This window comes from Halomonas rhizosphaerae (assembly GCF_030010555.1).
GTDB classification, from domain to species: Bacteria; Pseudomonadota; Gammaproteobacteria; order Pseudomonadales; family Halomonadaceae; genus Halomonas; species Halomonas rhizosphaerae.
On record NZ_JASCQP010000038.1, the window covers coordinates 25,260 to 43,291 of the forward strand.

General features: G+C 67.5%; 16 protein-coding genes. 13 read left to right on the forward strand and 3 right to left on the reverse strand.

Annotated elements, in window-relative coordinates; translation table 11 throughout:
• Window positions 1-58: 58 nt before the first annotated feature.
• Entirely contained in the window at window positions 59-925 is an 867-nt protein-coding gene (gene purU / locus QLQ83_RS16775; RefSeq protein WP_282736661.1) for a formyltetrahydrofolate deformylase, read from the forward strand.
• 73 nt (window positions 926-998) lie between these two features.
• Here purU and QLQ83_RS16780 read toward each other — a convergent pair whose 3' ends face one another.
• Window positions 999-2,804, reverse strand: a complete 1,806-nt coding sequence (locus tag QLQ83_RS16780; protein ID WP_282736662.1) for an NAD(P)/FAD-dependent oxidoreductase — start codon at window positions 2,802-2,804, stop codon at window positions 999-1,001.
• Between the two features lie 352 nt (window positions 2,805-3,156).
• Here QLQ83_RS16780 and QLQ83_RS16785 point away from each other — a divergent pair, with 352 nt between their 5' ends.
• The gene (locus QLQ83_RS16785; protein WP_282736663.1) at window positions 3,157-5,112 is read left to right on the forward strand and encodes a sigma-54-dependent Fis family transcriptional regulator; all 1,956 of its coding nucleotides are present in this window, start codon (window positions 3,157-3,159) and stop codon (window positions 5,110-5,112) included.
• A 61-nt stretch (window positions 5,113-5,173) separates the two neighbouring features.
• On the opposite strand, the gene QLQ83_RS16790 is transcribed toward QLQ83_RS16785, so the two are convergent.
• A complete protein-coding gene (locus QLQ83_RS16790) occupies window positions 5,174-6,205 on the reverse strand; it encodes a LacI family DNA-binding transcriptional regulator (protein ID WP_282736664.1) in 1,032 nt (343 codons plus the stop codon).
• A 119-nt stretch (window positions 6,206-6,324) separates the two neighbouring features.
• Here QLQ83_RS16790 and ltnD point away from each other — a divergent pair, with 119 nt between their 5' ends.
• From ltnD to QLQ83_RS16845, 11 genes are all read left to right on the forward strand, one after another.
• Window positions 6,325-7,260: an L-threonate dehydrogenase gene (ltnD, locus tag QLQ83_RS16795; protein WP_282736665.1), complete on the forward strand. Its 936-nt coding sequence runs from the start codon at window positions 6,325-6,327 to the stop codon at window positions 7,258-7,260.
• A gap of 2 nt (window positions 7,261-7,262) precedes the next feature.
• A complete protein-coding gene (otnK, locus tag QLQ83_RS16800; protein WP_282736666.1) occupies window positions 7,263-8,570 on the forward strand; it encodes a 3-oxo-tetronate kinase in 1,308 nt (435 codons plus the stop codon).
• Window positions 8,567-9,214 carry a 3-oxo-tetronate 4-phosphate decarboxylase gene (gene otnC / locus QLQ83_RS16805; RefSeq protein WP_282736667.1) on the forward strand — a complete coding sequence of 216 codons (648 nt, stop codon included), beginning with the start codon at window positions 8,567-8,569 and terminating at the stop codon, window positions 9,212-9,214. The genes otnK and otnC overlap by 4 nt, the downstream gene beginning before the upstream one ends.
• Before the next feature lie 23 nt (window positions 9,215-9,237).
• On the forward strand, window positions 9,238-10,032 hold the full coding sequence (gene otnI / locus QLQ83_RS16810; protein WP_282736668.1) for a 2-oxo-tetronate isomerase: 795 nt from the start codon (window positions 9,238-9,240) through the stop codon (window positions 10,030-10,032).
• Between the two features lie 53 nt (window positions 10,033-10,085).
• Complete coding sequence (denD, locus tag QLQ83_RS16815; RefSeq protein WP_282736669.1) at window positions 10,086-11,048, forward strand: D-erythronate dehydrogenase; 963 nt, start codon at window positions 10,086-10,088, stop codon at window positions 11,046-11,048.
• A gap of 87 nt (window positions 11,049-11,135) precedes the next feature.
• On the forward strand, window positions 11,136-12,128 hold the full coding sequence (locus QLQ83_RS16820) for a TRAP transporter substrate-binding protein (protein ID WP_282736670.1): 993 nt from the start codon (window positions 11,136-11,138) through the stop codon (window positions 12,126-12,128).
• A gap of 59 nt (window positions 12,129-12,187) precedes the next feature.
• Window positions 12,188-12,790, forward strand: coding sequence for a TRAP transporter small permease (locus tag QLQ83_RS16825; protein WP_282736671.1), 603 nt, complete (start codon window positions 12,188-12,190; stop codon window positions 12,788-12,790).
• Window positions 12,787-14,061, forward strand: a complete 1,275-nt coding sequence (locus tag QLQ83_RS16830) for a TRAP transporter large permease (protein WP_282736672.1) — start codon at window positions 12,787-12,789, stop codon at window positions 14,059-14,061. The genes QLQ83_RS16825 and QLQ83_RS16830 overlap by 4 nt, the downstream gene beginning before the upstream one ends.
• Before the next feature lie 67 nt (window positions 14,062-14,128).
• The gene (locus tag QLQ83_RS16835; protein WP_282736673.1) at window positions 14,129-15,589 is read left to right on the forward strand and encodes an aldehyde dehydrogenase family protein; all 1,461 of its coding nucleotides are present in this window, start codon (window positions 14,129-14,131) and stop codon (window positions 15,587-15,589) included.
• A gap of 14 nt (window positions 15,590-15,603) precedes the next feature.
• On the forward strand, window positions 15,604-16,482 hold the full coding sequence (locus tag QLQ83_RS16840; protein ID WP_282736674.1) for an NAD(P)-dependent oxidoreductase: 879 nt from the start codon (window positions 15,604-15,606) through the stop codon (window positions 16,480-16,482).
• Between the two features lie 16 nt (window positions 16,483-16,498).
• Window positions 16,499-17,419 (forward strand): DMT family transporter, encoded by a 921-nt coding sequence (locus QLQ83_RS16845; protein WP_282736707.1) that lies wholly within the window; start codon window positions 16,499-16,501, stop codon window positions 17,417-17,419.
• A gap of 10 nt (window positions 17,420-17,429) precedes the next feature.
• Here QLQ83_RS16845 and QLQ83_RS16850 read toward each other — a convergent pair whose 3' ends face one another.
• The gene (locus QLQ83_RS16850) at window positions 17,430-18,005 is read right to left on the reverse strand and encodes a biliverdin-producing heme oxygenase (protein WP_282736675.1); all 576 of its coding nucleotides are present in this window, start codon (window positions 18,003-18,005) and stop codon (window positions 17,430-17,432) included.
• Window positions 18,006-18,032: the final 27 nt, after the last annotated feature.

The window sequence follows — 18,032 nt, forward strand, 5'->3', positions numbered from 1 at the left end:
CGCGAGGCGCTTGCCAGGGCCGGGTTCCCCCGGCCCTTTTCGACAGGAGATTTCCCCCATGAGCCGCAGTGCCGACACCTGGATCCTGACCGCCCAGTGCCCCAGCCGGCTGGGTACCGTGGATGTGGTTACCCGCTTCCTCAAGGAGAGCCGCTGCTACATCACCGAGCAGCACTCCTTCGACGATCGCCTGGCCGAGCGCTTCTTCATCCGTACCGAGTTCCGGCCCCAGGACCATGACCTCGATGCCGAGGCGTTCCGCTCGGCCTTCGCTTCTCGGGCCGCCGAGTACGGCATGGTCTTCGAGCTCTCCGCGCCGGGGGCGCGTATCCCGGTGGTGATCATGGTCTCGAAGGCCGATCACTGCCTGAATGACCTGCTCTACCGCTACCGGACCGGCCAGCTGCCGATCGAGATCCGTGCGGTGGTCTCCAACCACCCGGACCTGGAGCCGCTGGCGGCCTGGCACGGCCTGCCCTACCACCATTTCCCGATCACCCCCGAGACCAAGCCCGAGCAGGAGGCGCAGGTCTCCCGGGTGATCGAGGAGACCGGCGCCGAGCTGGTGATCCTGGCGCGCTACATGCAGGTGCTCTCGAGCGCAATGTGCGCGAAGCTCGCCGGCCGCGCGATCAACATCCATCACTCCTTGCTGCCGGGGTTCAAGGGAGCGAAGCCCTATCATCAGGCCTACGAGAAGGGGGTGAAGCTGGTCGGCGCGACGGCCCACTACATCAACGACGACCTGGACGAGGGGCCGATCATCACCCAGGCGGTGGAGCCGGTCAGCCACGCCGACTATCCGGAGGACCTGGTGGCCAAGGGGCGGGACATCGAGTGCCTGGCACTGGCGAGGGCCGTGACCCTGCATGTGGAACGGCGCGTCTTCCTGCACGCAAGACGCACCGTGATCTTCGAGCGATAGCCGTTCTCGCGACCCAGCGGCCGACCGTGGCGACACGGCCGGCGCCCCAGGCACCGGCCCTTTTCGGGAGTGGTCAGGCCAGGTGGTGGACCTCCTGCAGGCCGTAGACCGGTGTCGGGATGCCCTCCTGGCGCGCCTTGAGCTGCAGGGCCAGATACCGGGAGTAGTGACGCGACTGGTGGAGGTTGCCGCCGTGGAACCACAGCGCCTCCTGCTGGGTGGGCTTCCACATGTTGCGCAGCTCGCCTTCCCACGGCCCCGGATCCTTCGGGGTATCGGAGCCCAGGCCCCAGCACTTGCCGACCTTGTCCGCCACCTCCTGGGAGATGATGCGCGCCGCCCAGCCGTTCATGGAGCCGTAGCCGGTGGCGTAGACGATGAGGTCCGCGGGTAGCTCGGAGCCGTCGGTGAGGGTCACCGAGCGCGGGTTGATGCACTCGATGCCGACGCCACTGCGCAGCTTGATCTCGCCGTTGGCGACCAGGTCGCAGGCGCCCACGTCGATGTAGTAGCCCGAGCCCCGCCGCAGGTACTTGAGGAAGAGGCCGGAATCGTCGGAACCGAAGTCCAGCAGGAAGCCGGCCTCCTCCAGCCGCTGGTAGAACTCGGCGTCCCGCTTGCGGATCTCGTCGAAGGCCGGCTTCTGGACGTCGGGCAGCACCTTGTAGGGAATCGAGGCGAAGATCAGGTCGGCCTTGTCGTGGGTGATGCCGCTGCGCACCGCCTCCTCGGAGTAGAGCGGGCCGAGCACCACGTCCATCAGCGAGTCGGACTTGACGATGTGGGTCGAGGAGCGCTGCAGCATGGTGACGTCGGCGTCGTTCTCCCAGAGCGCGGCACAGATGTCATGGGCGGAGTTGTTGGCACCCACCACGACCACCTTCTTGCCGCGATAGGCATCCGGCCCGGGGTGCTGGCTGGAGTGCTGCTGCTCGCCCTCGAAGCGCTCGGCGCCCGGGAAGTGGGGAATGTTGGGCACGCCCGACATGCCGGTGGCCAGCACCAGCTGTTGGGGGCGTAGCGTGACCCGCTCGCCGTCACGGTTGACCTCGACGATCCACTCGCCGGCGGCCTCGTCGTAGCGGGCGCCCTCGCATTCGGTGGAGCCCCAGTAGTTGAGCTCCATCACTTTCGTGTACATCTCCAGCCAGTCGCCCAGCTTGTCCTTGGGCGCGAAGACCGGCCAGTTCTCGGGGAAGGGGATGTAGGGCAGGTGGTCATACCAGACCGGGTCGTGCAGGCAGAGCGACTTGTAGCGGTTGCGCCAGGAGTCGCCGGGTCGCGGGTTCTTCTCCACCACGATGGTGGGGACGTCCAGCTGACGCAGGCGAGCGGCGAGCGCGATGCCGCCCTGGCCGCCGCCGATGATGACGCAGTAGGGCTGGCGCGTGTAGCCCAGCTCCTCCTGCTCGCGATGGCGCGCCTCCAGCCAGGTCTCGCGTGACTTGCTGGCCCCATGTTGGGCCCCCTTGGGGCGGCGCTCCCGGCTGGGCTCGGGATGGTCCCTGAGCTCCTGCATGGTGGTCAGCAGCGTCCAGCACCGGCCGTCCTTCAGACGCAGCAGCCCCTTGCCGCTGGCCACCGCCGTCTCGAAGGTGATCCAGGCCTCGATCACCCCGTCGGCCTCGTCGGCCTCGTTGGCCTCGCCGTCCAGGCGCCAGTTCGTGGGGCGCGTTTCGTCCAGGGTGGCCTCCAGCATGGCCTGGATCTCCTCCTTGCCCTCCAGCGTCTTGAGGTTCCAGGTGAAGGTGACCAGGTCCCGCCAGTAGCACTCCTCGCCGAACAGGCCGACGACCTGTTGGAGGTCTCTCTCGTGCAGGGCGGCCTCGAACTGCTCCAGCCATTGGGTGACGTCTTGTGTCGGCGTGTGTGTTGTCATCATTGTTCTCCACTGTTCGTCATGGGGTATGCCCCCTGACAGAAGCAGCATTCATGCCAGGCGCGAGAAGCGATGGCGGCATGGCTTTCAATGCATTGAAAAAAAAGGAAATCGAGTTCCCTGGGCAGGGCTTGCGCCCGTCGGGCATCGGTGTCCGGGGCCGGCGGATGGCGTGCCACCTGTCATGCCCATGACGGCCAGGGCGTTACAGCTGTAACGTCCGACAAAGGGTGAAGGCATTGTCGATTGACTCTCCGCCGGGTCGGCATAGGCTGGGAGCTGGCCTGCCAGACAACAACAACGGTCCCGTCACCCCTTCCTGCCTGGCGAAGCGGGACCCCGGGAGGCAGACATGAGCCTGCAAACCGAACAACGCCAGCATATCGATACCCTGATCCAGCTCAGCGAAGGCCGGGAGACGGGACTCGGTGCCTGCCGCGAGGTGATCCGTCGCTCCTGGGCACGCTGCGTCGATGAATATCGGCTCGATCCCAGCCGACCGCGCCCGGTGCGGGTGTTGACCCAGCAGGCCCTGCGCGACCACCAGGAGTCGGTGGATGACCTGCTGCACGTGGCCCGTGCCGGTGTCGACCAGCTCCATGCCCAGGTGGCCCGACTGGGCTATGTGCTGCTGCTCACCGACCATCGCGGCATCACCGTGGAGTTCCGTGGCCAGCGCCACCGGGACCGAGCGCTGCGCAAGGCGGGCCTCTATCTCGGGGCCGACTGGGATGAGCGCTATGCGGGGACCTGTGCCGTCGGCACCTGCATCCACGACACCCGAGCCATCACCTGCCATCACGGCGAGCACTTCGACGCGACCCACATCAACCTGACCTGCACGGCGGCGCCGATCACCGATCCGCAGGGCAACGTGATCGCCGTCCTCGACATCTCGGCCCTGGAGTCGCCGCGATCCCACGAGAGCCAGAATTTCGGCCTCTCGCTGGTGACGCTCTACGCGCGGATGATCGAGGATGCCTACTTCATGCACCGCTACCGGGACTGCCTGATCCTGCGCTATGACACAGCGCGCGAGTTCGTTCACCTCAACGGCCGGGGGCTGATCGCCATCGAGGAGGACGGCACCCTCATCGCCGCCAATGGCAGCGGGCGCGCCCTGATCGGGGAGCACCTTCACCGCTGGCCCCCCTGGTCCCCGGACCGCATGCCCTCGATCACCCAGCTGTTCGACGGCGAGATCAGCGACGTCCTGGGTATCCTCTCGGCCTGCGGCGACCAGATACGCGCCTTCCGCGCCCGCGCCAGTGATGCCACCTGCTTCGTCACCCTGATCGAGCCACGAGGACGGCGTGTCGCTGCGCGCGCCCTGCCGGCATCGCCGGCACCGGTGCCGGCACTCGACAGGCTCGCCTCGGACGACCCGGCCATGCATCGAGTGCTCAAGCTGGCGCGGCGCCTGCGCAACGAGGAGGTGAGCGTGCTGATCACCGGGGAGACCGGCACCGGCAAGGAGGTGCTGGCGCGGGCCCTGCATGACAGCGGCACGCGGGCGAGCGGTCCCTTCGTCGCGGTGAACTGTGCGGCCATCCCCGAGTCGCTGATCGAGAGCGAGCTCTTCGGCTACCTGCCGGGCGCCTTCACCGGCGGCCGACGCCACGGCATGCGCGGGCTGATCCAGCAGGCCGACGGTGGCACCCTCTTCCTGGACGAGATCGGCGACATGCCGCTGCCCCTGCAGTCGCGGCTGTTGCGGGTGCTGGCGGAGCGCGAGGTGATGCCCCTTGGCGCCGAGACGCCGGTGAAGGTCGACATCCGGGTGATCACCGCCACCCACCGTGACATGAGCCGGATGATTGGCGACGGCCATTTCCGGGAAGACCTCTACTACCGGCTCAACGGCGCCCAGCTGCGCCTGCCGGCGCTGCGGGAGCGCGCCGACCGGCACTTCGTGATCCGCAGCGTCTACGAGGCGCTGGTCGCCGAGCGCGAGCAGGCCACCCGCCTGCGCGCCGATGCCATGAGTGCCCTGCTGGCCTATGGCTGGCCGGGCAACATCCGGCAGCTGAAGAATGCCCTGGGCTTTGCCCTGGCCACGGTCGAGGGGGACGAGATCACCGTCCATGACCTGCCGGAGGAGTGCCTGGTCGATGCGCCTCCGGCTACGCTCACGCTGGCTCAGCAAGGCGACGAGGCGGTAGACGACGACGGGCAGGTCCTCCACGAGCTGTTGCAGCAGGCCCGCTGGAACATCAGCCAGGTGGCCCGGCGGCTGGGCGTGTCGCGCCCCACCGTCTACCGGCGGATGCAGCGCCACGGCCTGGTGCCGCCGAACCGGAGAGGGTGAGGGCGTTCATGACCCGACCCGTCAGCGCACAGGCGGAAGGCCGGGCGCGGGATTCCCGGCCTCAGGTGCTCTGGCCGAGCATGAGCGTGAAACCCACATCCTGCTGCGGTTGCGTCACCGGCTGGTGGTCCAGTCGTCTCAAGACCTGCTCTGCCGCCAATCGCCCCATGGCCTCGCGGGGTGACTGAATGGTGGTCAGGCGCGGCATGACGTACTGACCCAGCGGCAGCCCATTGAATCCTGCGATGGCGATATCCCCGGGGACCCGCAGGCCGAGACGCTGGGCATGCAGCAGGGCGCCGGATGCCAGGTCATCGTTGGCGAAGTGGATGGCGTCGGCCCCGGGATAGTGCGCTTGAACTTGCTCCAGCCCTCTAGCCCCCTCTTCGAGACTGCCGAGCTGGTCGAGTTCGATCAGCAGGGGCTCGATTCCGGAGGCCTGCAGCACTTCGCGATGCCCCGCATAACGCATGCCTGCGCGATAGTCATCCGAGAGTCTTGCGCCGACGTAGACCGGCTGGCGATAGCCGCGCCCCAGCAGATGCCTGGCCATGCAGCGGCCCGCTTCCTGATGGTCCAGGCCGACGTTGAGATCCATCGCGTCCCCGAGCTCCATCACCTCCATCACGGGGCGATCACACTCCTTCAGCAATCGACGGCACGCCGGGGTGTGCTTGAGTCCCGCCGTAACCAGCGCGGAGCAGGACCAGCCCAGGAACGTTCTGACCAGCTGCTGCTCGCGCTCGATGTCATAGTCGGTGTTACCCAGCAGGATCTGATAGCCAGCAGCCTCGAAGGTGGCCTGGAGCCCCTTGATGACCTCGATGAAGACGGTGTTGGCCAGCGACGGTACGATCACTGCGATGAAGCGGGATCGAGCCGATGCCAGGCTGCCTGCGATCAGGTTGGGTACGTATCCGAGGTGTTCCATGGCCTCCAGGACACGTTGTCGCGTCGAGGCATTGACGCGTTCGGGGTCGTTGAGCACTCGTGAAGCCGTGATGGAAGAAACACCAGCCACTTCAGCTACTTGGGCGAGGGTCGGTTGGTGGGAGCCCCGCCTCTGACGTGACTGTGTCTTGTTTTTAGACATTGGTCGCACCCTCTCTCTCGGCCCTTGCTGCCTGATGATGGATCATCTACAACGATGTTAGCGCTAACATGTTAGCGCTACCAGTCACGGGAATGGATCCGTCATCAGGAGGCCAGAAGGTGAGCGATGCAACCACAGGGGCGCCCCGCGTCGGCGTCATCGGCCTGGGGGCCATGGGCATGGGCACGGCCACTGCGCTGCTCGAGAGCGGCCTGGAGGTCACGGGCTGCGATATCTCGGCCGGGGCTCGCGAGGCCTTCGAGGCGCGCGGCGGGGAGAGCGCCGAGACGCCGGCGGCACTGGCGGCCCGCAGTGACATCGTGCTGCTGGTGGTGGTCAATGCCGATCAGGTCGAGCAGGTGCTGTTCGGCCACCAGGGGGTCGTGGGTTCCCTACGCCGCGGTGGGCTGATCATGCAATGCGCCACGGTGGCCCCCAGCATCGCGCGTCGCCTGGGGGAGCGGCTCGCCGGCGAGGGACTCGAGATGCTCGATGCGCCGATCAGCGGTGGCGCCGCCAAGGCGCGCAGCGGCGAGCTGTCGGTGATGGCCTCGGGCGCCGAGAGTGCCTTCGCCATGGCGGCGCCCGTCCTCGATGCCATGGCCGCCACCGTCTACCGGCTGGGGGACACGCCCGGCGTGGGTTCGAGCATGAAGCTCGTCAACCAGCTGCTCGCCGGAGTGCACATCGCCACCGCCGCCGAGGCCATGGCACTGGGCATCCGCATGGGGCTCGACCCGGATACCATCTACGAGGTGATTACCCACTCGGCGGGCAACTCCTGGATGTTCGAGAACCGGGTGCCGCATATCCTCAAGGGCGACTACACGCCGCTGTCTGCCGTCGACATCTTCGTCAAGGACCTCAATATCGTCCACGAGACCGGGCGTGAGCTGGCCCTGCCGACCCCGGTCGCCTCTTCGGCACTGCAGCAGTTCACCGCGGCCAAGGGGGCCGGCTTCGGCCGCGAGGACGACGCGGCCGTGATCAAGGTCTACGAGCGGCTGTCGGGCATCACGCTGCCCGAGGCCGCCAACGACGCCGAAGGAGCCTGACCATGGCCATCGTGCTGGGTGCTATCGCCGACGACTTCACCGGGGCCACGGATCTCGCCAACAACCTGGTGCGCGCCGGAATGCGCTGCGTGCAGGCCATCGGCGTGCCGGCCGCCGAGGCAGACATCGGCGATGTCGATGCGGTGGTGGTGGCGTTGAAGTCCCGCTCCTGCCCGGCAGGCGAGGCCGTGACGGAGTCCCTGGCAGCGCTGGAGTGGCTGCAGGCCCGGGGCACAAGACAGATATTCTTCAAGTACTGCTCCACCTTCGACTCCACGGACGCCGGCAATATCGGGCCGGTGGCCGATGCCCTCCTGGAGCGGTTGGGGAGCGCCCAGACCGTGATGGTCCCCGCCTTCCCGGCCAATCACCGTACCGTCTATCAGGGCCACCTCTTCGTCGGCGATCGCCTGCTCAACGAGAGCGGGATGGAGCACCATCCGCTCAACCCGATGACGGATGCCGACCTGGTGCGCTTCCTGAGCCGCCAGACCCCCCATGCGGTGGGCCTGGCGCCGCGGTCGGTGTTGGCCCGTGGCGCCGATGCCACGCGCGACCATCTTCGTGCCCTGTCGGAACAGGGCGTACGCCATGTGATCTGCGACACCCTCGACGAACGGGACCTCGAGGTGCTCGCCGAGGCACTGGTCGACTATCCCCTGGTGACCGGCGGGTCGGGGCTGGGACAGGCGCTGCCCGAGCAGTATCGCCGCCGGGGCTGGCTGGACGAGGTCTCCGAGCCGGGGCGACTGTCGCCGGCTGCCGGCAGTGCGCTGGTGCTGTCGGGCAGCTGCTCGCGTGCCACGCTCGGCCAGGTCGATCACTTCCTCGGGCGCCATCCTGGTGTCGCCCTGAACCCGCTGGCGCTGGCGGCGGGCGAGTCTCACCTGGCCGAGGCCCTGGCCTTCGCCCGCGAGCAGCTGGCCGACGGCGGCCCGGTGCTGGTCTATGCCTCCGCGGATCCCCAGCGCGTCAAGGAGGCCCAGGCGGCGCTCGGGGTCGAGCGTGCCGGTGAGCAGGTGGAGCAGGCCATGGGCCAGCTGGCGCGCACCCTGGTCGACGAAGGCGTCGGCCGCCTGGTGGTCGCCGGCGGCGAGACGTCCGGCGCGGTGGTCTCTGCGCTGGGCGTCCGTCAGCTTCGCATCGGTGGCCAGATCGACCCCGGGGTGCCCTGGACCCAGGCGCCCTGGCCCGGCCGAGAGGCACCGCTGTCGCTGGCGCTTAAGTCCGGCAACTTCGGCGCAGAGGATTTCTTTACCCGGGCCTTCACCGTGCTGGAGGAACTGACCGCAGGGGAGGGGAGCGCATGAGCCGCCACGACGAGACGCGACTGCGTGAACAGATCGCCACGCTGGGCAAGTCGCTGTTCGACAGGGGCCTGACCATGGGCTCCAGCGGCAACATCAGCCTGCGGCTGGATGACGGCGGCTGGCTGATGACTCCCACCAATGCCTGCCTGGGTCGGCTGGACCCGGCGCGCATCTCGCGGCTCGACGGCGAGGGGCGCTGGCAGGAGGGCGACAGGCCGACCAAGGAGCACTTCCTGCACATGGCCATGTATGCCGAACGCCCCCAGTCCGAGGCCATCGTGCACCTGCATTCGACCCACTCGGTCGCGGTCTCCTGCCTGCCCGATATCGACCCCTGTGACTGCATTCCTCCCCTGACCGCCTATTACGTGATGCGAGTGGGCAAGCTGCCGCTGGTGCCCTACCACCTGCCGGGAGACCCCGCCCTGGGCGATGCGGTGCGCGGCCTGGCGGGGCAACACAGTGCCGTGCTGCTCGCCAATCACGGCCCGGTGGTGGCCGGCAAGAGCCTGGAAGCGGCGGTCTACGCCACCGAGGAGCTGGAGGAGACTGCCAAGCTCTATCTGCTGCTGCACGGCCGACATCCGCGCGCCCTGACACCGGAACAGGTGGCCGAGCTCGAGGCCCGCTTCCCCCGCGACTGATCCGATTCCACAAGGACCCGACCATGATCCGACTGGCCGCCAACCTGAGCATGCTGTTCAGCGAGCATGATTTCCTCGACCGCTTTGCTGCGGCCGCCGAGGCCGGCTTTCGTGGAGTGGAGTATCTGTTTCCCTATGCCCATTCCCCCGAGGACATCAAGACCGCACTGGATGAGGCCGGCCTCGAGCAGGTGCTGTTCAACCTGCCGCCCGGCGACTGGGAGGCGGGGGAGCGAGGCATCGCCAGCCTGCCCGGACGCGAGGCCGAGTTCCGCGATTCCGTGGTCGAGGCGCTGCGCTATGCCGAGGCGCTCGACTGCCCCCGCGTGCATGCCATGGCGGGGCTGCTGCCGCCGGATGCCGATCCCGAGACCCAGGCGGCCCACCAGACCACCTATCTGGCGAACCTGCGGTTCGCCGCCGGGGAAGCGGCCAGGGTGGGTCGCGAGCTGTTGATCGAGCCGATCAATACTCGCGACATTCCCGGCTTCTTTCTGTCCCGCCAGGCCCAAGCCATGGCGGTGCTGGAGGAGGTGAACCAGCCCAGCCTGCGTCTTCAGTTCGATCTCTACCACTGCCAGATCATGGACGGCGACCTGATCAAGCACCTGGAACGGCAGTTCGAGCGGATCGGGCATGTCCAGATCGCCGGGGTACCCCAGCGTCACGAGCCGGATGTCGGCGAGGTGCACTATCCCGCGCTCTTTGCGCGACTCGAGGCGCTCGGCTACATGGGCTGGGTGGGCTGCGAGTACCGTCCGGCCGCGGGTACTCGCGAGGGGCTGGGCTGGGGACGAGAGCATGGGTTGGCGCCCTGATACCCCACGGCGCCTCTCGAGAGACAGACAACGACAACAGGAACAGGATCAGCATGCATATCGTCATCACCGGCGGCGCCGGATTTCTCGGACAACGCCTCCTCGCCCGCCTGCTCGAGCGGGGCGAACTCGACGGCCAGGCGATACGCCGCCTGACCCTGGTCGACCAGATCGAGCCACAGGTACCGGCCGCGACCGATGTGGAGATAATCTCCCTGGCCATGGATATCACCGCGCCCCGGGCACTGGATGCCATCCTGGTCGAGCGGCCGACGGTGATCTATCACCTGGCGGCGGTGGTCAGTTCCGCCGCCGAGGGCGACCTGGACCTGGGGATGCGGGTCAACTTCGATGCCACCCGGGCACTGCTGGAGGGCTGCCGACACCATGCCCTTGCGGAGACGCGCCTGATCATGGCCAGCTCGGTGGCTGCCTACGGCGGCGACCTGCCCGAGACGCTCGACGACATGACGGCGCTGCACCCCCAGAACTCCTACGGCACCCAGAAGGCCATGTGTGAGCTGTTGATCAATGACTACGGCCGTCGCGGCCTCGTCGATGGCCGTGTCCTGCGCCTGCCGACCATCGTCATCCGCCCGGGACGGCCCAATGCCGCGGCTTCGAGCTTTGCCTCCAGCATCCTGCGCGAGCCCTTGAGCGGCGAGGAGGCCGTCTGTCCGGTCCCCACCGACCTGGCGCTATTCGTGATGTCGCCCGGCCGGGTGATCGAGGCGTTGATCCACGGAGCCGAGGTGCCACGGGCAGACTGGGCCCCTTTCCGTGCCTTCATGCTGCCGGGCATCACGGTCACTGTGGCCGAGATGCTCGAGGCCCTGGGCGAAGTGGCCGGTGCCGAGGCCGTGTCCAGGGTCCGCCACGAGCCGGACGAGGCCATCACCGCCATCGTCTCCAACTGGCCGGCACGTTTCGATACCGCCAAGGCCCGGCGACTGGGGTTCGAGGGAGACCGGGATCTCCGGGAGATCATCGAGGCGTTCATCCGGGAACGCTCGTGAAACCGGCATCCTTTAGGGTGCCGATCTGGATGCGGGACGAGAACGCCGAGGCTCTCGTCGTCCCGACAACAACAAAGAGGAATCACTATGACCAAGCATTTCGCACGCCGCACGCTCGCCGTCGCCATCGGTGGTCTGGCCGCCACGACGCTTAGCCTCCAGGTTCAGGCCGCCACCGAGGTGACCCTGGGGCACACCTTGTCGGACAGCTCTCATTACTCGGTGGGCGCCGATGCCTTCAAGGAGACGCTGGAGCGGCTCTCTGATGGTGAGTTCACGGTCAACGAACATCCCTCCGGTTCGCTCGGTGGCGAGCGGGCGATGATCGAAGGCCTGCAGATCGGCACCGTGGATGTGGTCATCACCTCCACCGGGCCGCTGGGCAACTTCGTCCCCGAGACCTATGTGCTCGACCTGCCGTTCCTCTTTGAGGACTACGACCAGGCGCGCTGTGTGCTCGATGGCGAGATCGGCGAGGAACTGTTGACCAAGATGAGTGACCATGACCTGGTCGGCCTGGCCTGGTCGGAGAACGGCTTTCGCCACATGACCAACAGCATGCGCGAGATCAATACGCCGGAGGATGCGGAAGGGCTGAAGGTGCGCACCATGGAGAACCGGGTGCACCAGGAAGCCTTCAGGCAGATGGGCGCCAGCCCTACGCCGATGGCGTTTCCCGAGCTCTTCACGGCGCTGCAGCAGGGCACCGTGGATGGCCAGGAGAACCCCATCACGGTGATCGTGGCGACCAACTTCTGGGAGGTGCAGGATCATCTGTCGCTCACCGGACACGTCTATTCGCCCGCTGCCATCCTGGCTTCGCCGATCCTGCTCGACGGCCTGAGTGACGAAGAGCGCGAGTGGTTCAACCAGGCCGCTCAAGCGTCGGCCGAAGCCACTCGCGAGGAAGTCAGCCGTCTCGAGGAAGAAGGTGTGGCGCTGCTGCGTGAGAAGGGCATGACCGTCAAGACCGATATCGACCCGGCGCCGTTCCAGGAGGCGGTCGAACCTGCCTACGAGATCTACACCGATGAGTACGGCAGCGAGATGCTGGATCGTATCCGCGCCAGCGACTGCTGATCCCACCCAACCTCCGGCGTGGTCGCCGGAGGTTTCCTTTTCCTGACAAGGTGATCCCGATGCTCTCCTGGTTTCTTCGCCTGGAAAGCCGACTGACCCGGCTAGCGCTGGTGATCGCGGTGGTGATGCTCATCATTTCCGTGTCGCTGGGTTTCTTTCAGGTTCTGACGCGCTTCATCTTCAACGCGCCCTCCACCTGGTCGGAAGTGATATCGCGTTCCACCATGATCTGGTGCGTATTCATGGGGGCGGCGGCTACCTTCCGTGGTGGCTACATGATGGCCGTGGAACTGGTCTACAAGCTGGTACCGCGTCGAACCCTGCTGGCGCTCGAGATAGTCATCGGCGCCTGCTGCCTGCTGGTCCTCGGTGTCTTGATGGTGTACGGCATCCAGATGACGCTTCGGGTACGCAGCCAGATGCTCTCGGGCCTGGGAATGTCCATCGCCTGGTCCTACGCCGCGATTCCCACCGGGAGTGCCTTCGCCATGGTAGCGGTGATCGCCCGATTGATTTCCCAGGGCCTCGGGCTGGAGAAACTGGGCCCGGAGAACAGCAATCTGGCTCCCGAGGTGGATGCCGATGTGGTTCAGCAGGCGAGCTCCACCCTGGCCGAGGGAGAGGCCGGCCACAGCTCGGTCAACGGAGGTGATCGTCCATGAACCTCGTCATCGGCCTCTCGCTGATCATCCTCTTTGCCTTCGGCGTTCCCATCGCCATCTCGATCATCCTGGCCTCGATCATCGGTATCGAATTCTTCTCGCGACTGCCTCTGCTGATGGTGCCGCAGCAGATCTTCGTGGGCATCGACCATTTCCCCCTGATGGCCATTCCGTTCTTCATTCTGGCCGGCAACCTGATGGCCTCGGGAGGGATATCCAGCCGCCTGGTCGACCTGGCAAAGTCCATCGTCGGCGGTGTCCAGGGCGGCCTGGCCATGACCTGCGTGCTGACCTGCATGATGTTTGCCGCGGTTTCGGGATCGAGTGTGGCCACGACCTTCGCCATCGGCGCCATCCTGATCCCGGCCATGGTTCGCCATGGCTACCCCACGCCGCTGGCGGCCTCCATTCAGGCGTCCTCCGCTGAGCTGGGCGTGCTGATCCCCCCGTCCATTCCGTTGATCCTCTATGGCGTCAGCACCGATACCTCCATCGGTCAGCTGTTCATCGCCGGCATCGGCCCCGGGGTGCTGATCGGTGGTGCCTTGCTGCTGTTTCTCTACCTCTTCTGCAAGCTGCGTGGCTATGGCCTGCAGGATCGCGAGGATCGCAGCCACTTTACGGTGGCCTTCAAGCGTGCCTGGGCGGCCATCCTGATGCCGGTGGTGGTGATCGGCGGGATCTATGGCGGTATCTTCACCCCCACCGAAGCCTCTGCGGTGGCGGTCTTCTATGCCCTGGCGGTGGGCGGTCTGCTCTACCGCGAGCTGCGTCTGAAGGATCTCTGGCCGATCCTGCGCCAGAGCGTGATCTCTACGGCGGCGGTGATGCTGATCATCGCGGCGGCGGCCCTGTTCAGCTTCCTGATCAGCCGTTCTGGACTGCCGGGCGAGATCGCTGCCTGGGTGAACCAGGTGTTCGAGAGCCCCTGGGCCTTCCTGCTGGCCGTCAATGGGTTGCTGTTGATCGTGGGGATGTTCATCGAGACCTCCGCGGCGATCCTGGTGTTGGCGCCGATCCTGACGCCGATCGCTATCCAGTTCGGCATTCAGCCGGTGCATTTCGGGCTGATCATGGTCGTCAATCTCGCTCTGGGCATGATTACCCCGCCTTTGGGCGTGAACCTCTTCGCCGCCTGTGCGGTGGCCAAGATCTCCATCGACGAGATGCTGCCCTGGCTGCTGCCTTTCGTGCTGGTAGTGCTGGCCTGCCTCATGGGGATCACCTATATGCCCTGGATATCCATGGGACTGGTCGACCTGCTGTATTGAATGAAGGTTCGCCGTGACCTGACTCCTGTCGGGGTGGCGAAGACAACAATGACAAGGAGTCCACGACGTGCAGTCCTTCCCCGAGATGCCCTCCCACCAGGCCCTGATCGGTGGAGCCTGGGTTGCCACCCGCTCGACCCTGGACGTGGAGGCGCCTTCCCACGGCAAGACGATCGCGCGGATCGCCCGCTGCCAGGAAGAAGAGATCGACCAGGCCGTGTCGGCGGCCGGCCACGCCTTTTCCGGCCGGCTCGACGAATGGTCGCGCTGGACGGCCCGGCGGCGCAGCGAGTGGCTGCTGGCCTTCGCCACGGCCATCGAGGACGATCATGAGCGGCTCGCCGCCCTGGAGTGTGCGGATACCGGTAAGCCGATGACTCAGGCACGTGGCGATATCAGCGCCTGTGCCCGATATTTCCGCTTCTATGGCGGGGCCGCTGACAAGCTCCATGGCGAGACGATCCCCTTCGAGAACGACTTCGCCGTGATGACCCTGCGCGAGCCCTATGGGGTCTGCGGGCAGATCATTCCCTGGAACTACCCCGCGCAGATCTTCGGTCGCTGTGTCGCCGCGGCTCTGGCGGCCGGCAATACCGTGGTGCTCAAGCCCGCCGAGGACGCCTGCCTGAGCGTGCTTCGCCTGGCCGAGCTGGCCGTAGAGCATGGCCTGCCGGCGGGAGCGCTCAATGTCGTGCCCGGCCTTGGCCGCGAGGCCGGTGCCGCGCTGTCGGCGCACCCCTCCATCGACCATCTCTCCTTCACCGGTTCCCCGGAAACCGGCACCCTGGTGGCCCAGGCCGCCGCGGTCCACCATGTGCCGGTCACCATGGAACTGGGGGGGAAATCGCCGCAGATCCTCTTCGCCGATGCGGATCTGGAGGCGGCGCTGCCCTTCGTGGTTCGCGGCATCATCCAGAACGCCGGCCAGACCTGCTCCGCAGGCAGTCGGCTGCTGGTGCAGCGCGAGGTGGCCGATGAGCTGCTGGGGCGCCTGGCCGCACGTTTCGAAGCCCTGCGCTGCGACGTCGGCGAGGCGGACGCCGACTGCGGTCCGTTGATCAACGCCCGCCAGAAGGCGAAGCTGGAGGCCCGCTTGGCGGCGGCCCATGCCGACGGCATCCGCACCCTGGCCCGCGGACAACTGGCGGCGGGAGCGCCCGCCGGCGGCCACTTCGCGGTGCCGCAGCTGCTGGTCGATATCCCGGCAGGGCACGAGGTGCTGCGTGAGGAACTGTTCGGGCCGGTCCTGGCGGTGCAGGTCTTCGACGACGAGGCCGAGGCCCTGGCACTGGCCAATGGCACCGACTTCGGCCTCTGCGCGGGCATCTGGACCCGCGACGGCGGTCGCCAGCTGCGCCTGGCCAAGGGCGTGCGCAGCGGCCAGGTCTTCGTCAACAACTATGGTGCCGCCGGCGGGATCGAGCTGCCGTTCGGCGGCGTCGGCCGCTCCGGGCATGGTCGCGAAAAGGGCTTCGAGGGGCTGCGCAGCTATACACGCATCAAGACCGTCGCGATCCACCACGGATGAGCAAGGAGGCAAGCATGACACAGACGCTGCGTATCGGCCTGGTCGGGGTTGGCCTGATGGGCCACGGTATCGCCCGCAATATCCTTCGGGGCGGCTATCCGCTGACGCTCCTGGAGCATCCCGGCAACCAGCCGGTGGATGACCTGGTGCAAGCGGGGGCCCAGCTGGCGAGCACGGGGCACGAGGTGGCCGAGGCCGCGGATGCGGTGCTGCTCTGCGTGACCGGCTCGCCTCAGGTCGAGGCGGTGCTCTTCGAGCCGGGTGGGGTCCTGGAGGGCCTGGCGCCGGGGGGCGTGGTGATCGACTGCTCCACGGCGCTGCCCAGCTCCACGGCCCGGGTCGCCGATCGGGTGGTCCAGGCCGGCGGCCACTTCATGGATGCCGCCATGACCCGGACCCCCCGGGAGGCGGAGGAGGGGCGCCTGAACCTGATCGTGGGGGCCTCTTCGGCGCTGTTCTCGCAGATGCGGCCGCTGCTCGAGAGCTTTGCCGAGAACATCACACATGCCGGCGAGGTGGGGGCCGGGCATACCCTGAAGCTTGTGCACAACTTCGTCTCACTGGGCTTCTCGGCGGTGCTGGCCGAGGCGGCCGCGGCGTCGCGCCGGGCGGGCATCGACGATGCGGCCTTCCTCGAGGTGGTGGGCAAGGGCGGCGGTGGCGGGGTGGTCTTCGACCGCCTGCGGCCCTTCATCGCCGAGGGCGACGCATCCGGCTTCCGTTTCAGCGTGGCCAATGCCAGCAAGGACCTGGGCTACTACCATGCCATGACCGACGAGCTGGGGGCCGGTCGCAGCGTCGCCGAGGCGGTGGAGGCACTGTATGCGGGGATCGACGACCAGGGCCTGACGGTGCCGGAAGTCATCCGCGTCCTGGAGCGGGAGAAGGGCTGATGGAGGGGCGTCCGTGATGGCGTGGCGGTCGGGCGACGGGCCCTCCCACCGCCAGCAGGGGCTGCTGCTGACCGGGGGCGGGGCGCTGATCATGTCGCCGGATGCCCTGCTGATCAAGCTGGCGGCCCTGCCGGACGCCGAGATCCTGATGTGGCGGGGATTCCTCTCGGCGCTGGGCTTTCTGGTGATCGCCCTGGCGCGCTACGGCCGCGGCACCCTGGCCGCCTACCGGCGCTGCGGCGGCACCGGCATCGCCGTGGCGCTGCTCTTCAGCCTGACGACCTGCGGCTTCGTGCTGGGCAACCAGTACACCAAGGCGGGTAACGTCCTGCTGATCCTCGCGGGGGCGCCGCTGATCGCCGCCCTGCTGTCCCGCACGATCCTCGCCGAGCGGCTGCCGCGCCGCACCTGGCTGGCGATCGGGCTCTGCATGCTGGGTATCGGGATGATCGTGATCGATGACACCGGGGCCGGCTCCTGGGTGGGCAATGCCTTCGCCCTGATGGCCGCCACCACCCTGGCGCTCAACTTCACGCTCTGCCGTCGGCGCCCCGGCGTGGACATGAGCCCGATGCTGGTGTTCAACGGCCTCATCGTGGGTAGCGGCGCTGCCCTGGCGCTGTGGCTGGGCGGTGGCGGGATCGTCATGCCGCCCATCGATCGCTGGCTGCTGGTGGTCCTGCTGTGCCTGTTCATCGTGCCGACGGGCGTGACCCTGCTGCAGCGCGGGCCCCTCTACCTGCCCGCCGCCGAGGTCGGCCTGCTGCTGCTGCTGGAGGTGGTGGTCGGCACCCTCTGGGCCTGGTGGCTGCTGGGCGAGACCCCGGCACCGATCGCCCTGGTCGGGGGCGGGCTGGTGCTGGGCACCCTGGTGACCAAGGGGCTCTATGAGCGGCGCCTGGAGCTACGCCTGCGCCAGGCGATGACCTCCCGCTGAATATGGCCGGCTAGGCCCGGAAGTGAGTGTCCAACTGATGGTGGAAGCGGGCGAAGGCCTCGTGGGCGCCGGCCAGGGCGGCGTCACTCTGGCCGGGTGGGCAGAGCGCCTCGAGCTCGGCCAGTCGCCGCGGCCACTCCTCGGGGGCCATGGCCAGGGAGAAGAAGGCGTGCGGCACCCCGGGGCCCAGGGTCCGGCGCAGCCGGTCGGCAATCATCTGCCCCCCCAGGCGCGAGCCCTCCAGCACGTAGAGCTCTCCCGCCAGGGTGGCGGGGGAGGTCGGGGGATGTGCGGTCTCGGAGGCGGGCGCTTCCGGCGTCAGGCCGAGGATGCCGAGGTCGTCGGTAAGGTGCGACAGCCGCCGTGGCACCCGGAGGCGCAGGCCGAGCCGCGCGATCTCCTGGCAGACGCGGTTCTCCAGTGTTGCATGGGCGGGATAGAGCGCCAACAGCGAGGCGGCGTAGGCCTCCCGGGTCAGGGTGGGGGCGAGCAGGCACTGCAGCGCCGGGTGGTGGTCCAGGGCGCGGTGGGCGTCGCGGGTGGCATCGCGCAGCTGACGGGCCAGCGGTGGGGTAGGGGGGCTCATCGGCGCTCCGGAACGTGACCTGGGTCG

Excerpts from the sequence above, each read along its gene's own strand:
- purU (WP_282736661.1), top strand. The coding sequence starts at position 59 with ATGAGCCGCAGTGCCGACACCTGGATCCTGACCGCCCAGTGCCCCAGC.
- QLQ83_RS16780 (WP_282736662.1), bottom strand. The coding sequence starts at position 2,804 with ATGACAACACACACGCCGACACAAGACGTCACCCAATGGCTGGAGCAG.
- QLQ83_RS16785 (WP_282736663.1), top strand. The coding sequence starts at position 3,157 with ATGAGCCTGCAAACCGAACAACGCCAGCATATCGATACCCTGATCCAG.
- QLQ83_RS16790 (WP_282736664.1), bottom strand. The coding sequence starts at position 6,205 with ATGTCTAAAAACAAGACACAGTCACGTCAGAGGCGGGGCTCCCACCAA.
- otnK (WP_282736666.1), top strand. The coding sequence starts at position 7,263 with ATGGCCATCGTGCTGGGTGCTATCGCCGACGACTTCACCGGGGCCACG.
- otnC (WP_282736667.1), top strand. The coding sequence starts at position 8,567 with ATGAGCCGCCACGACGAGACGCGACTGCGTGAACAGATCGCCACGCTG.
- otnI (WP_282736668.1), top strand. The coding sequence starts at position 9,238 with ATGATCCGACTGGCCGCCAACCTGAGCATGCTGTTCAGCGAGCATGAT.
- denD (WP_282736669.1), top strand. The coding sequence starts at position 10,086 with ATGCATATCGTCATCACCGGCGGCGCCGGATTTCTCGGACAACGCCTC.
- QLQ83_RS16820 (WP_282736670.1), top strand. The coding sequence starts at position 11,136 with ATGACCAAGCATTTCGCACGCCGCACGCTCGCCGTCGCCATCGGTGGT.
- QLQ83_RS16825 (WP_282736671.1), top strand. The coding sequence starts at position 12,188 with ATGCTCTCCTGGTTTCTTCGCCTGGAAAGCCGACTGACCCGGCTAGCG.
- QLQ83_RS16830 (WP_282736672.1), top strand. The coding sequence starts at position 12,787 with ATGAACCTCGTCATCGGCCTCTCGCTGATCATCCTCTTTGCCTTCGGC.
- QLQ83_RS16840 (WP_282736674.1), top strand. The coding sequence starts at position 15,604 with ATGACACAGACGCTGCGTATCGGCCTGGTCGGGGTTGGCCTGATGGGC.
- QLQ83_RS16845 (WP_282736707.1), top strand. The coding sequence starts at position 16,499 with ATGGCGTGGCGGTCGGGCGACGGGCCCTCCCACCGCCAGCAGGGGCTG.
- QLQ83_RS16850 (WP_282736675.1), bottom strand. The coding sequence starts at position 18,005 with ATGAGCCCCCCTACCCCACCGCTGGCCCGTCAGCTGCGCGATGCCACC.